The sequence below is a fragment of the Agarilytica rhodophyticola genome (assembly GCF_002157225.2).
In the GTDB taxonomy this organism is placed as follows: Bacteria; Pseudomonadota; Gammaproteobacteria; order Pseudomonadales; family Cellvibrionaceae; genus Agarilytica; species Agarilytica rhodophyticola.
This window is the reverse complement of sequence record NZ_CP020038.1, coordinates 1,414,121-1,428,718: the sequence shown is the minus strand read 5'-3', so window position 1 is coordinate 1,428,718 and position 14,598 is coordinate 1,414,121. Positions and strand designations below refer to the sequence as shown.

Here is a 14,598-nt window from a genome sequence, read left to right as displayed (position 1 = left end):
AATAATCAAGTATTTTTTACAACTACTGCCTCAGTATTACACCTTAAAAAAATGCTCTCGATAACATTTGAGCTCATCAATTGAGTCTCTAATGTCATCCATTGCAAGATGTGTCCCTTTCTTCTTTACATGTTCAAGGATTTCAGGCTTCCAGCGCGATGCAAGTTCTTTCACACTGCTGACATCAAGGTTACGATAGTGAAAGTAAGCTTCAAACGTTGGCATATAGCGCGCCAAGAAGCGCCTATCTTGTCCAATTGAGTTACCACACATAGGCGACTTCCCACTGGGAACCCACTGTTCTACGAAAGCCATCGTTCGGCGCTCGGCCTCAACCACACTAATTTGGCTATTAGTTACTCGGTCAACCAAGCCAGACCCCCCGTGCTGGTTGGTATTCCATTCGTCCATCGCATTTAGCACAGCCTCAGGCTGATGAATGGCCATAACCGGGCCCTCGGCTAGGATATTGAGATTTTGATCGGTAACAATCGTCGCTATCTCGATAATGACATCTCGTTCGGGAATTAATCCGGTCATCTCAAGATCAAGCCAAATTAAATTGTTTTCACTGCTAGAAGTTAGGTTTTCCATTAGAATAAGCGTTAGCCTTTAAATTTATATATGTTAAATATTAGAGCTGCTGAGTAGCGTTCTAATTGGCTGAGCCAGAAAAACTAATAAGCAGCTTACTTTATCTAGGTTATGAGCAAACGTAGACTATCGCAAACCCAGGCGCGAAGAATAAAACAAAAACAGCAAAAGCAAAGAGAAAATGCAAATAAAGGCGATAACCCCCCCTTGGGCCTTGATGAAGATTCTCTCGGCATAGAACAACATGGTAGAGTTGTCGCCCACTATGGTACACAGGTAGATATTGAAGCACACAACGCTGATCCAGATAACGGGAGAAAAGGCACCATACGTTGCTTTTTACGTGCAAACCTGGGCAGTATTGTCACTGGTGACCACGTCATTTGGCGAGCCAGTAAAAAGGATGATTTGGGGGTTGTGGTTTCATGCCAGCCTAGGCAATCTCTGCTCAGCAGACCCGATACTTTTGGTAAGCTAAAGCCTGTGGCAGCTAACGTCAGCCAAATTATTATTACCATCGCACCGAAGCCAGAGGCACACACTAACCTTATCGATCGTTACCTAGTAATAGCAGAAATAAATGATATTGCTCCCATAATCATTATCAATAAAGCGGATTTAATTAGTGAGCAAAACCGAGCTAACTTCTCCGCCATCACCAAGCTCTATACCAACCTGGGATATCGGGTCCTTTCAATGAGTGCTCATAGCCATCAAGATATCGCACAATTGACAGCATTGATTAAAGGCAAAACCAGCATATTTGTTGGTCAATCAGGGGTCGGCAAATCTTCTATTATTCAGCGCCTAGTCCCCGAGCAGGAAATACTGGTTGGCAGCTTGTCTGAAGCCACTGCCAAGGGCCGACATACCACGACTCACTCACAACTATTTCATTTTGCTCAAGGTGGGGAGTGTATTGACTCGCCGGGTATTCGTGAATTTGGGCTCTGGCACTTGCACAGTGAAGATGTCATCAAGGGTTTTGTCGAATTACGGGAAATTGCCCAAATGTGTAAATTTCGCGATTGTCTGCACGAAGTAGAGCCAGGCTGCGCTATTCGCCAAGCGCTAGAAGATCAAACCATAACGCAGCAGAGATTTGATAGTTATAAACGCATCATCGCAAGCCTAAATGATGTCGCAATGAAAACAATGAATAATTTAGATTAAGCAGCAGGAAAAAACTATGTCCGATATTACTGAGAACGGCTTACCCCTTGTGATTTCAGCTAATAGCTTTGCAGAAAAGTTAACAAGTTCAGCATTGCCTGAAGATATTTGTATTGTCGACCTCTCTGAAGAAACCAACTTCATCGCTGGACACATCCCTGGCGCAATCTATTTACCTTATCGCATGCTGGTGGCGGGGGAAGCGCCTGCACCAGGAAAATTACCCAACCAGGAGCGTTTAACAGAAATTTTCCAATATCTAGGGCTCACTCCAGAGACTCACTTTATTGTCTGCGACGACGAGGGCGGTGGTTGGGCTGGCCGCTTTATCTGGACACTAGACGTTATCGGCCATAAACACTATTCATACATTGACGGAGGAATGATCGCCTGGAAAGCAATGGGCCTTCCCATAGAAACAGGCCAACAGGAAAACCTTCGCACAAGAACAGATATCATTATCAAAGATATTGATCGCAGTCCTATCATTGATCTCGATGAAATAGTACAAGAGCTACCGCATAAAACCTTTATCGTATGGGACGCTCGCAGCCCACAAGAATATGACGGAAGCAAAGTTGTCGCAGCGAAAGGCGGCCATATTCCCGGTGCTATTAATGCTCAATGGACAGATTTAATGGATAGAGAAAACAACTTTATTATTCGACAAGATGCGCAAGCATATTTACAACACTTAGGACTTGATGGAGCACTGCCCGTCATTACTCATTGTCAAACACATCATCGTTCAGGTTTCACTTACTTAGTCGGCAAAACTTTAGGTTTTGATATTCGTGCCTACGACGGCTCGTGGTCTGAGTGGGGCAACCATCCAGATACTCCTGTTGAAAAGTAAAAAACTGACTTTACAAATTATTGTGTAGGATGCGTATTTAAACCTTAGAAGCTGTTTCATGACTCGCGAACGCCGTCTCGACAAGTGCAGCGGTTATCAAATGTCTTCTAAACACATTACTCAAAAGAGAATTGTCGATTGAAAAGCTTTATTTTTATTACATTACAGTATTTAACACCGCAACATTTATTGTCCCGCTGTGTAGGATGGTTTGCAGCCACTAAAATTCATTGGATTAAATCTTTGTTCATTAATAAGTTTGTCGCTACTTATAAGGTCAACATGAATGAAGCCGAAAATAGTGACCCTAACAGTTATGCTTGTTTTAACGACTTCTTTTGCCGACCACTAAAACCAGATGCTCGCCCGATAGACAGCACTGAGTCCGGTATTGTTAGCCCTGCAGATGGTGCTTTTAGTCAACTAGGGCCTATTAATGATGGCAGAATATTTCAAGCCAAGGGGCATGACTTTAGTGCTTACGAATTACTAGGAGGTGATCACAACCTCGCTAAAGAATTTACCAACGGTGAGTTCGCGACAATATACTTATCACCGAAAGATTATCACCGTTTGCATATGCCTATTACTGGTGAATTAATATCTATGTGTTATGTTCCAGGTGATTTATTCTCTGTTAATCCTACCACCACAGAGAATGTACCTCGCCTATTTGCAAGAAATGAGCGGGTTATTTGTGTATTCAAAACAGAGATAGGACCTGTAGCATTAGTCTTGGTAGGCGCAATGATTGTGGCTTCGATTGAAACTATATGGGCAGGTCAAGTCGCCCCTATAGAACGAAAAATTCATACCACTAATTATGGACTGCAAGAAAACATTACTTTGCAAAAAGGCGAAGAGATGGGTCGTTTTAAATTAGGTTCAACCATCGTCATGCTGTTTCCGGAAAATAGCTTAGAGTGGAGTGAAGAAATTAGTGCTGACAGTTCAATTAAGATGGGAGAGCTTATTGCTCAATACAAGAAACGCTAAATACATGACATAAATTACTAGAAATTAGCTACGAGAGCGACCTGAAATCTTCTTCAGGTTGCGCTTAAAGATAGAGAAAAGGCCTTTGCCTTCTTTTACTTTACTTTCGATGTAAGTATCACGAATAGTAGCAATATCAATATCGTATTCACCAGGTTCAAGATCCTGGACAATTTCAATACGATCAATTTCATGACGAGTGGCTTTGCCCGAATCAATCTTAGCTTGATTAATACGGTCATGTTCAGCTAGATCTAACACAAAAGGATCAAATAAAGTCTGTTTTACTGCGTCGGTGACTACCATCACAATAGGCTTTAAACGACGTTCAAAATTCTGTTCCACAACCACGGCAACTTCGCCCGTGGACAACTCTACTTGTGTACCTGTAGGGTAAAGGCCAATGGCGCGAATAAATTCAACTACCATTTCTTCCTGGAATTCAACGCCTCTTTGCTCATACAACTTAGCTACAGCTTTAGAGGGAGACAGGGGCTTATCTAAACCTCGGGGATTGGTCGTCTCATCATAAAAAGTAACAATTCCAGCAATTTTCCCTAATAGAGGAATCTTGTCACCTCGCAAATGACTTGGGAAGCCACTACCGTTAACTCGCTCGCAATGAGATTTAACAACAGATGTCACCCGCGGTTTTACATCAGGCAACTTCCTTAATATTTCTACCCCGTAGTCAACAAATTTCTCGTAGGCATCCTGCTCTGCTTCCGAACGATTAGTTTTATAGATGAGGTGCTCTGGAATACGAGTTTTGCCAATATCTTTTAACAGCACTCCCATTGCGAGAATATCTAGCTCGGATTTAGGCATACCGATATGGCGGCCAAATAAAATAGCCCACACAGCTGAACGCACCGAATGGCTGTAAGTATACTCATCTTTCTCGCGCACTCGGCTCAACCAAGTGAAGGCGTCAGGACTGCGCAATACACTATCCACCATATTGCTAGCAACACGCTTTGTTTCAGCAATGGGAATATTATTATGATCTCTTTCAACTTGCTCCATAACGCTGCTGACCGCGCCATATACTTGTTGATGTAGCTCCTTAGCCTGGCCTATTTCCTTCTCGAGGCCGTGCTCGACTTCGTATAGATCTCGGCGAATTTTTAGCGGCGCAACATCGGTAACTTTCGCGCTTTTACTATTTCGCTCTAGTTTTCTGCGTTCTTTTGTGCCGCCGACACCAGCGCCAGTTAAATTTTTGAGGTTGGTCTTAACAGGACCCGAGCCTTTGACAACATCGATATAAACGTGACTACAGTGTACTTTGAGTTCACGAATTTCATCTGCATCGCGAATATAAAATCCTTGTAAGGGAAACGGGGTTTGCGTCCACGGGCGATCAAGACCGGAAACAAACATTCCGACCGTAAGTTCATTCGCTGCGACTTTGACCTGTTTAATTCCCAAAAAAACTTCCTCTTGCTAGAGCAATTGTCCTGTTATTTTTTCATCGGGATTATAACTATAGTACTTAAACCTTGTAACCACACAAGGCACAAGAAACTTAGTTTTGATAACTAAGTTTAACAAAAACCTTCATTATGCGCCTTATCCGACATGATATTTTGGTGATAACTCTCTAACTGCCTCAAAAAATGCCTTGGCATTATCAGGCTTTACTTCAGGCGTGATACCGTGTCCGAGGTTAAAAATATGGCCTGTACCATGACCAAAACGCTCCAGGATAGTCTCTACTTCTTGCGCGATACGATGTGGTTTTGCATATAACACCGCAGGATCCATATTGCCTTGCAAGGCGACTTGAGCACCCACGCGCGCACGCGCGCCACCAATATCAGTCGTCCAATCGAGCCCCAGACAGTCCGGGCCTGTTGCCGCCATCGCTTCTAACCACTGCCCGCCACCTTTGGTAAACATAATAACAGGAACTCGCCTCCCTTCGTGCTCGCGAATCAAACCTTTCAATATTTTGTGCATGGGCGCCAGAGAAAATTCGCGATAAGCGTCATGCGCTAATGAACCGCCCCAAGAGTCAAAAATTTGTACCGCCTGAGCCCCCGCTTTAATTTGAGCATTTAAATAGTCAGTGACAGCGTCGGCCAATTTGTCCAGTAAGCGTTTAGCTAACTCAGGCTGGTCGTATATCATCGCTTTCGCTTGTCTAAAATCCTTACTAGAACCACCTTCTACCATGTAAGTGGCGAGGGTCCAGGGGCTACCAGAAAAACCAATCAATGGCACCGAGCCATTTAGCTCACGACGAATAGTTTTTACTGCATCCATAACGTAAGACAAGTCAGACTCAGCCTTGGGAATAGGTAAGGCATCAACTTCCTCGGCGGTTCTCACCGTTTTCTTAAAACGAGGTCCCTCACCTGTTTCAAAATACAAACCCAATCCCATAGCATCAGGAATAGTTAAGATATCGGAAAACAGAATTGCAGCATCAATTGGATAACGAGCCAGGGGCTGCAAGGTCACTTCACAGGCCAATTCAGGATTTTTACACAACGACATAAAGTCACCGGCTTGTGCTCGCGTGGCACGATACTCAGGGAGATAACGTCCCGCTTGGCGCATCATCCATACCGGTGTGCGTTCAACAGGCTGACGTTGAAGAGCTCGAAGAAATACATCATTTTGTAACTCAGCCATAAAGCTTTATGCCTCTTTAAATTGTTTTAGGTAGTCAAACCAGAAAAATATATTACTCGGCCAATTGAGCAATAAAATGGGGAATTACCCCCTCACGACAACCTCTCTCTTACAATCATTTCCATATTAAAATTAAAGTGGTTGGCATTAACACGCTTTTCTAGTCGACGTGCAAGCCTTTGATGGCTAGCCTATTTTCTAAGTTCGTTTTTTAAGTCCGTGTGCTTAATCAGTATGAGCAGCAAAAACGCAGTTCAAATAGCCATATCGTGTTAAGCATTTTTACTATTTCCTTTTTCAAAAACCGAAGAGATTTTCAAAGGTAACGGCACAGTCAGGTTTGACAAATTAGCAACATATTTAAATTGCTTATTTGGCACATTACTTATTTGCCAGGAAAACTAAAAAAGTTTTTATACCTCTAAATAATCTAAAATGCCTTCTGCTGCTTCTCTACCTTCCCAAATAGCAGTAACAACTAAATCAGATCCTCGCACCATGTCACCTCCGGCAAATATTTTTTCATTACTGGTTTGGAACTTAAATTCTTGTTCCTCTGGTGCAACTACTGCCCCCCAGTCAGACACTTCAACATTATGTTCATTAAACCATGCTGCAGGGCTTGGTCGAAAACCAAAAGCAATTAATACCACATCTGCAGGTAGTATTTCTTCACTATCTTTGATCACTTCTGGACGACGGCGTCCATTTTCATCAGGTTCACCAAGACGAGTGGAAACTACCTTGATACCCTCAACTTTTTCATCGCCAACAATCGCAACGGGCTGCCGATTAAATAAGAAAGTAACCCCTTCTTCTCTAGCATTCTGCACCTCTCTCCTAGAGCCCGGCATATTTTCTTCATCTCGGCGGTAAGCACAGGTAACACTTTTTGCACCTTGGCGAATTGAAGTGCGATTACAATCCATCGCCGTATCACCGCCACCAAGCACAATGACCCGTTTGCCTTCGACACTAATAAAATCCTGCGGGCTTTTTTCAAACCCAAGATTTCGATTCACATTAGAAATCAAAAATGGCAGAGCATCATAAACCCCGTCAAGATCTTCACCGGCAAAACCACCTTTCATATAAGTATAAGTGCCCATACCCATGAACACCGCGTCATATTCTTTAAGGATCTCGTCCATTGAGATATCTTTACCGACCTCAGTATTCAAGCGAAATTCCATTCCCATCTCAGAAAAAACTTCGCGCCGACGTCTCATCACATCTTTTTCTAACTTAAATTCGGGAATACCGAATGTTAGCAAGCCACCAATTTCAGGATATTTATCGAAAACAACGGGTTTTACACCATGGCGCACAAGAATATCAGCACAGCCTAAGCCAGCAGGTCCCGCTCCGATAATTGCCACCTTTTTACCAGTGTCGACAACTTTTGACATATCAGGCTTCCAGCCAAGTGCAAAAGCTGTCTCTGTAATATATTTTTCTGCATTGCCGATCGTGACAGCACCAAAGCCATCGTTGAGTGTACATGCTCCCTCGCAAAGCCTATCCTGCGGACAGACTCGACCACACACTTCTGGTAGCGAGTTAGTTTGATGACACAACTCCACTGCTTCTAAAATATTTCCCTCAGACACAAGCTTCAGCCAATTGGGAATATAATTATGTACCGGGCACTTCCACTCACAATATGGATTACCACATGCCAAGCAACGATGGGCCTGATTCGCGGCCTCTTCTTCACCAAAAGGCTGATAGATTTCAACGAATTCTGTGGTGCGTGTTCTGATACTTTTTTTAGAGGGATCAACTCGTCCCACATCGAGAAATTGAAAATCATTGTTTAAGCGATCAACCATGACTTATTCTCCTCGCTTGGTAACGCTGTTTAACAAAGTATTGAGGTTCGAAGCCTTTGGCTTCACTAACCAGAATTTGCCGAGATATCGATTAAACTCATCAAGTAGGGTTTTACCCCATTCGCTGTCAGTTTCTCCCACATACTCTTCAATAATGCCGCGTAAATGGTTGCGATATTCTTCTAAGGGGTAGGTATTAATGCGACTGATCTCCACCAACTCATGGTTGTACTTGTCAACAAAAGTACGATCTTCATCAAGAACATAGGCAAAGCCGCCAGTCATACCTGCACCGAAGTTAACCCCGGTCTTACCAAGAACGGTGACGATACCGCCGGTCATATATTCACAACAGTGATCTCCAGCCCCTTCAACCACCACATGAGCACCAGAGTTTCTAACACCGCAACGCTCCCCGGCAATACCAGAAGCGAAGAGCTTGCCTCCAGTGGCACCATAAAGACAAGTATTACCCATAATGCTGGTAGTGTTGGTGGCAAAATTAGAACCTTCCGGGGGACGGATCACAATCTTGCCGCCCGCCATACCCTTGCCGACATAATCGTTGGCGTCACCCTCTAGATACATGTGCAGACCACCAGCATTCCAAACCCCTAAGCTCTGGCCAGCTACGCCTTTAAGCTTTAGGACAATAGGGTGATCAGCCATACCCTGATTACCATAGCGCTTGGCAATTTCACCACTGATACGGGCCCCTACCGAGCGATCACAATTGGTGATATTAAACTCAAACATACCACCATTCTTACTTTCAATAGCAGGTAAGACCGTCTTCACCATTTTCTCTGCCAGCACCCCTTTGTCGAAGGGAACATTTTTAGAGTTTTGGCAAAGCTGAGGCTTACTTTCAAGCAGAGGATCAGTGTGAAGTAAAGGCTGCAAATCAAGTTCGCCGTGTTTGCTGGTGGTACCATCTATGGTTTCCAGCAAATCAACACGACCTACCAGGTCACTGAGCTTGCTCACCCCCAACTTGGCCATCCACTCGCGCGTTTCTTCTGCAACAAACTTAAAGAAGTTCATCGCCATTTCCACAGTACCGATATAGTGATTCTTACGCAGCTTCTTTTGTTGAGTGGCAACACCAGTGGCGCAGTTATTCAAGTGACAAATACGCAAGTACTTACACCCTAAGGCTACCATCGGGGCCGTACCAAAACCAAAACTCTCCGCTCCGAGAATAGCAGCTTTAACTACATCTAGACCGGTTTTCAAACCGCCATCGGTTTGCACTCGAACTTTACCGCGCAAATCATTAGCACGCAGGGTCTGGTGAGTTTCTGCTAAGCCCAACTCCCACGGCGAGCCAGCATAACGAATTGAGGTAAGGGGACTGGCGGCCGTGCCACCGTCATAACCAGAAATAGTGATCAAGTCTGCATAGGCTTTGGCGACACCAGCAGCAATAGTACCCACTCCTGGGCGGGATACCAGCTTCACCGAGACGAGAGCATCAGGGTTCACCTGTTTCAGGTCAAAAATCAACTGGGCGAGATCTTCAATAGAATAAATATCATGGTGAGGCGGCGGCGAAATGAGGGTGACACCGGGTACAGAGAAACGCAAACGGGCAATTAGCTCGTTGACCTTGCCACCTGGAAGCTGACCACCTTCACCCGGCTTCGCTCCTTGCGCCACTTTGATTTGCAGTACCTCTGCATTAACTAAATATTCTGGTGTCACACCGAAACGACCGGAGGCAATTTGCTTAATTTTAGATACGCGATTGGTGTTGTAACGGGCCGGGTCTTCACCACCCTCACCACTGTTTGAGCGACCACCCAAGGTATTCATCGCCTGGGCTAAAGCTTCATGAGCTTCCGGACTAAGTGCACCGAGAGACATGCCGGCCGAGTCAAAACGAAGAATAATATCTTCTATTGGTTCAACTTTATTTAGCGGCAATGGAGTAATATCAGTCTTCAAGCTCAGGAGATCACGCAGGGTAGCAACAGGTCGATTATTAACTAACTCACTGTAAGATCGCCAAACGGCGTAATCGCCTGATTGCACCGCTGCTTGTAAGGTCTGCACCACATCGGGATTAAATGCATGATACTCCTGGCCGTGCACATACTTCAGTAAACCTCCTGGAGAAATTTTCTTGCGAGGATTCCAGGCTTCTTTGAGTAAGCGCTTATGATCTTCTTCCAGCTGCTCAAACGTCACACCTTTTATACGACTGGGCGTACCATTGAAGCAAAGATCTACTACCTCATCAGATAAGCCAACAGCTTCAAAAAGCTGCGCCCCCCGGTATGAGGCGATTGTGGAAATACCCATCTTAGACAGGATTTTGAGCAGGCCTTTATCCATGCCTCGCTGGTAGTTTTTATATGCGTCGTTATGGTCGAGTAATAACTCATCAGATTCGATTAGGCGGTTGAGAGCATAATAACTCAGATAGGGGTATACGGCTGTAGCACCATAGCCGATAAGCGTGGCCACCTGATGGGAGTCCCGAGCGGTGCCAGTTTCGACCACGATATTGGCATCGCAGCGCAACCCTTCGTTGGTCAAACGATGATGCACAGCCCCAGTGGCCAGCAGTGCATGAATAACACCTTGGCCCTGCACGAGCTTAAAGTCGCTAAGCACCACGATAGTAATACCAGCTTTTACCGCAATAATGACGTCATCGAGGAGTTTTTCCAGGGCCTGTTTTAGAGTGCTGGCATTTTGGTCATACACCAGACTAAACGACTGCGAGGCATAGGCTTTATTATCCAGCTCAATCAAGGCTCGGTATTTAACTGGCGATAACACAGGGCTGCGAAGAACTATTCTGTGAGCATGGGCTTCAGACTCAGTGAATACTGACAACTCCCGTCCCAAACAGGTCTCTAGCGACATCACAATAGATTCGCGCAGAGGGTCTATTGGCGGATTCGTTACCTGAGCAAACTGTTGACGAAAATAATCGTAAAGAGGGCGCTGCTTTTTGGAAAGCACGGCCATGGGGGTGTCATCTCCCATGGAGCCAACCGCTTCTTGTCCACTCTCACCTAATGGGCGTATAACCTGATCACTCTCTTCAAATGTGATCTGAAACAGCTTCATGGCAACTTCAACTTCTTCCTTGCTCAAGCTGTTTTCTGCCACTTCCCGAAGGAGGGTTTGTTCGATACGGACGGCGCCATTTTTCAACCATTTCTGATAGGGCTGACCGTGCTTAAGTATCTCATCGATATCTTTCGTATGGTGCAACGTACCATTTTCAGTATCTACGGAAAGAATTTGTCCTGGCCCTAAACGCCCCTTGGCAACTACATCTTCAGGCTCATAGTCGTAAACACCAATCTCAGAGGCCACGGTAATAACATCATCTTTCGTAATCACCCAACGAGAGGGTCGCAAACCGTTGCGATCGAGCGTACATACCGCGTAGCGGCCATCCGTAAGAACTAGGCCTGCGGGGCCATCCCAAGGCTCAATATGCTGAGAGTTATATTCGTAAAATGCTTTAAGGTCTTCATCCATATGCTCAACATTCTGCCAAGCGGGTGGCACCAACATACGTGCCGCGCGGTAAAGATCCATACCACCGGTTAATAGCAATTCGAGCATATTGTCCAGACTGGAGGAATCTGAACCAACGCGATTAACGAGAGGTTCGATCTCTCTTAGGTTAGGCAATAAGTCACTTTGAAACTTATTGGTGCGAGCAACCGACCAATTACGGTTACCCATAATGGTATTAATTTCGCCATTATGGGCGAGCATTCTAAAAGGCTGGGCTAATGGCCACTTGGGTAGAGTATTGGTGGAGAACCGCTGGTGAAATACACAGATCGCAGTTTCCAGATCAGGATTAGCCAAATCAAGATAAAAACTTGGCATATCTACCGGCATCATCAGACCTTTGTAGGAAAGCACTTTGCAGCTGAGACTTGCAACATAAAACTCTTCATCTTGCTCCATTCGCAGCTCAGTTCGGCGGCGGGCAAAGAACAACTTGGCGTTTAGCTGCTGCTCTGTAAGATCTTCACTATTGACGAAGATTTGATAAAACTGTGGCAGGGACTCCAGAGCTATAGGCCCTAAGCAACTAGCATCAGTGGCAACTTCACGCCACTTAACGTTCTTCAGCCCCTCTCTGGCGAGTTCTTCTTCTAAAGCCTGTTGCGCGCGCTGGCACTTTTCTTGATCTTGACTCAGTTGAACAGATCCCACACCGTAGGTTTCCGATAGAGTAAATCCCAAATCGTCAGCGGCAATCTTGCGCAAAAAACTATCTGGCTTTTGAATCAAAAGACCACAGCCATCACCTGTTTTGCCATCTGCAGCAATTCCTCCGCGATGGGTCATGCAAGTGAGAGACTCAATTGCGGTTTGCAGTAGTTTATGGCTAGGTTTGCCTTTAAGATGGGCGATCAATCCAAACCCACAGTTATCTTTAAACTCGTCTAAGCTGTAAAGACCAGTATTCATAGGCATATTCACCTCGTCAATCCAACACTCTGATGATTCAGACATGGAGATCACTCCACATAGAACACATCCCAAGGTGCACCACTGAGAAAAGCATCCATTTTCTTAAACAGCGCACAAAACAAGCACAAGGCTTATTTTCACCAATGAAAACCAAGCGACTTACTCCAGTTATCAGTATTTGCTCCAATTACCAATGCTTGGTTTTACCGACGTTTTCCTCTATCGGTATGGGGCTGTTGAAACCATAATTGAGCTGCAACAATCCACAAAAATACATGTATAAAAAACATGTTAAGACAAAAAAGCCCCTTTATATTAGGGGCTTTTTTACAATTCTGTGTAATGGGGCGCAGAATGTTACCTGCTGCTGTGCGTTATGGCAAGCATTCGGATATTTAAGTGTTTGATTTTGATAGATATTTTACGCAAAAAGATGCTATTTGCGCCTAAATGTTTCGATCTCCTGCTGTATTGCAGAAATTTTTCGTGGCCACGGACCAGCTTTAGACTGCTCACTTGGCAAAGATTTTATCCCTTTTAGAGCCTCTTCCCTCGAAGAATATACGCCTTGAACCACTACAAACCAGTTTTTTCTTTTGCTAACACCACGATACATATGCAATGTTTTACGGTTACTTTGTCGTTCTATATATGCCTCTAAAGCGGCTTTTCCGCTAGCTGCAATTACCTGTAAAGTATAGGCATTAGGGTTTTGCTGCATCAAATAAGCTTCTGATATAGTTAAATCGCTAGCAACCTTCTCTTGTTTTTTAGCAAGTGGTTTTATGGTAGGTGGGGAAATCACCTCAGGCCTACTTGGCGCAGAATCGGGTGTCTTTAGCTCAGTGGTTTTAGGAGGAAGACGGTAACGTGTCTTTGCCTCGTCAAGCTCTGTCACAGTTAGAGCAGGTTCAGTGTTATCTATTGCTGGAGAGCCCTGTATAGTTCCACTGCCTTGATCCTTCTGTTGTTGGCCTGTTGCCACTTGCACTGCCTCAGACTCGGGCAAAGCCTGCGCTAAATTATCGATCTTAGAAGGTTTTGGCTCCAAAGTAGGCACCTGGCTCTTCTGATATAGTTGTTTAGTTTGCTGGTCAAGGTCACCGTTTATAGCTTTAGCCGGTGCAATAGGTGTAGATATCTGCTTGTCACCATCGTCATTGGTCAACAACAGAGACCATATAAGCGCCAAGCCAAGCAACACGATTGCAGCTATATGAGCGTAGGGGATTGCGCTATTTTTGTTAACAAAATCGTCGGCCTGATCTTTAACTTCTCCGCTATCTAACTCGTCCAATAAAGCCAAAGCTGGCCCTGGCATACCATGGGAGCTGGCCCAAATTTTTTGCAATTGAGGGGATTCTAGAGGCTCCAGCTGAGGTCGCAAATGCTCAAAAAAACGGGAAAGCTCAGAGGGCGATAGATTCGGCATATCAAAATCATAGACCGGCACATCAATAATTTGCAGAGCATCAATACGCTGATCTAGACCGGGCTTTGACAATAGTATCAAGTGTAAACCCACATTCGCTTCTGTGCGTCCTTGCATTAAACTAATCAGTGCGCCAATAGCTTGGTCATCTAGAAAATGGGCATCATCAATAATTAAAGTAACGAGTTTTTTATCCTGTGCGAGCGCTTGCACAAAATGGCGCAACTCGGCCAGCATCTCCCCCACACTCAGTGAATCGGAGCCTTGTAAACCAAGAGCAGTGAGTATTTCAGCCATGCATTCGGCCAACTCAAAATCGGCATCGAGTGTTATGGCGATAGTATCATCGGCTTGACTGAGGTTTTGAGTGAGCTCACTGCAAAGGGCCGTCTTACCACTCCCCTTTGCACCCAATACTAAAGAAAGGCCATCGCCAAAAAAAGCCAGATGCGATAACTGCTGTACTAGCCCTTTCAATGAGGGCGTGCTGAAATACTCGTGAGAATCTGATATTTGTGCAGAGTTTGTCTCTGGCGCAGAGGTCATACCCATCCCAAATAATGTTAATGGTTACTGACTGACAGTTACTGCCAGTGATTAATGCCGCGTTGAGGATCTAT

General features: G+C 44.8%; 9 protein-coding genes. 3 read left to right on the top strand and 6 right to left on the bottom strand.

The features are described from left to right. Positions 1–36: 36 nt before the first annotated feature. Positions 37–594, bottom strand: a complete 558-nt coding sequence (gene orn / locus BVC89_RS06080) for an oligoribonuclease (RefSeq protein ID WP_086930327.1) — start codon at positions 592–594, stop codon at positions 37–39. A 111-nt stretch (positions 595–705) separates the two neighbouring features. On the opposite strand from orn, the gene rsgA reads away from it, so the two are divergent. The 3 genes from rsgA to asd all read left to right on the top strand — a co-directional run bounded on the left by rsgA (position 706) and on the right by asd (position 3,619). Beyond that, positions 706–1,767, top strand: a complete 1,062-nt coding sequence (gene rsgA, locus BVC89_RS06075; RefSeq protein WP_086930326.1) for a small ribosomal subunit biogenesis GTPase RsgA — start codon at positions 706–708, stop codon at positions 1,765–1,767. Between the two features lie 25 nt (positions 1,768–1,792). Continuing rightward, positions 1,793–2,623, top strand: coding sequence for a rhodanese-like domain-containing protein (locus BVC89_RS06070; protein WP_425428388.1), 831 nt, complete (start codon positions 1,793–1,795; stop codon positions 2,621–2,623). A gap of 138 nt (positions 2,624–2,761) precedes the next feature. Continuing rightward, on the top strand, positions 2,762–3,619 hold the full coding sequence (asd, locus tag BVC89_RS06065; protein WP_086930324.1) for an archaetidylserine decarboxylase: 858 nt from the start codon (positions 2,762–2,764) through the stop codon (positions 3,617–3,619). A 24-nt stretch (positions 3,620–3,643) separates the two neighbouring features. On the opposite strand, the gene BVC89_RS06060 is transcribed toward asd, so the two are convergent. From BVC89_RS06060 to BVC89_RS06040, 5 genes are all read right to left on the bottom strand, one after another. Continuing rightward, entirely contained in the window at positions 3,644–5,050 is a 1,407-nt protein-coding gene (locus tag BVC89_RS06060; RefSeq protein WP_086930323.1) for a cyclic di-GMP phosphodiesterase, read from the bottom strand. Positions 5,051–5,191: 141 nt separating this feature from the next. Further along, positions 5,192–6,259 (bottom strand): uroporphyrinogen decarboxylase, encoded by a 1,068-nt coding sequence (gene hemE, locus BVC89_RS06055; protein ID WP_086930322.1) that lies wholly within the window; start codon positions 6,257–6,259, stop codon positions 5,192–5,194. A gap of 413 nt (positions 6,260–6,672) precedes the next feature. Continuing rightward, positions 6,673–8,091: an FAD-dependent oxidoreductase gene (locus tag BVC89_RS06050; protein WP_086930321.1), complete on the bottom strand. Its 1,419-nt coding sequence runs from the start codon at positions 8,089–8,091 to the stop codon at positions 6,673–6,675. Positions 8,092–8,094: 3 nt separating this feature from the next. Further along, complete coding sequence (gene gltB, locus BVC89_RS06045; RefSeq protein ID WP_173780749.1) at positions 8,095–12,543, bottom strand: glutamate synthase large subunit; 4,449 nt, start codon at positions 12,541–12,543, stop codon at positions 8,095–8,097. Between the two features lie 439 nt (positions 12,544–12,982). Then, positions 12,983–14,524, bottom strand: a complete 1,542-nt coding sequence (locus BVC89_RS06040; RefSeq protein ID WP_158657804.1) for an SPOR domain-containing protein — start codon at positions 14,522–14,524, stop codon at positions 12,983–12,985. Between the last annotated feature and the right edge of the window lie 74 nt (positions 14,525–14,598).

Coding starts and splice junctions, on each gene's coding strand:
- orn (WP_086930327.1), bottom strand. CDS start 594: ATGGAAAACCTAACTTCTAGCAGTGAAAACAATTTAATTTGGCTTGAT.
- rsgA (WP_086930326.1), top strand. CDS start 706: ATGAGCAAACGTAGACTATCGCAAACCCAGGCGCGAAGAATAAAACAA.
- hemE (WP_086930322.1), bottom strand. CDS start 6,259: ATGGCTGAGTTACAAAATGATGTATTTCTTCGAGCTCTTCAACGTCAG.
- BVC89_RS06050 (WP_086930321.1), bottom strand. CDS start 8,091: ATGGTTGATCGCTTAAACAATGATTTTCAATTTCTCGATGTGGGACGA.
- gltB (WP_173780749.1), bottom strand. CDS start 12,543: ATGAATACTGGTCTTTACAGCTTAGACGAGTTTAAAGATAACTGTGGG.
- BVC89_RS06040 (WP_158657804.1), bottom strand. CDS start 14,524: ATGACCTCTGCGCCAGAGACAAACTCTGCACAAATATCAGATTCTCAC.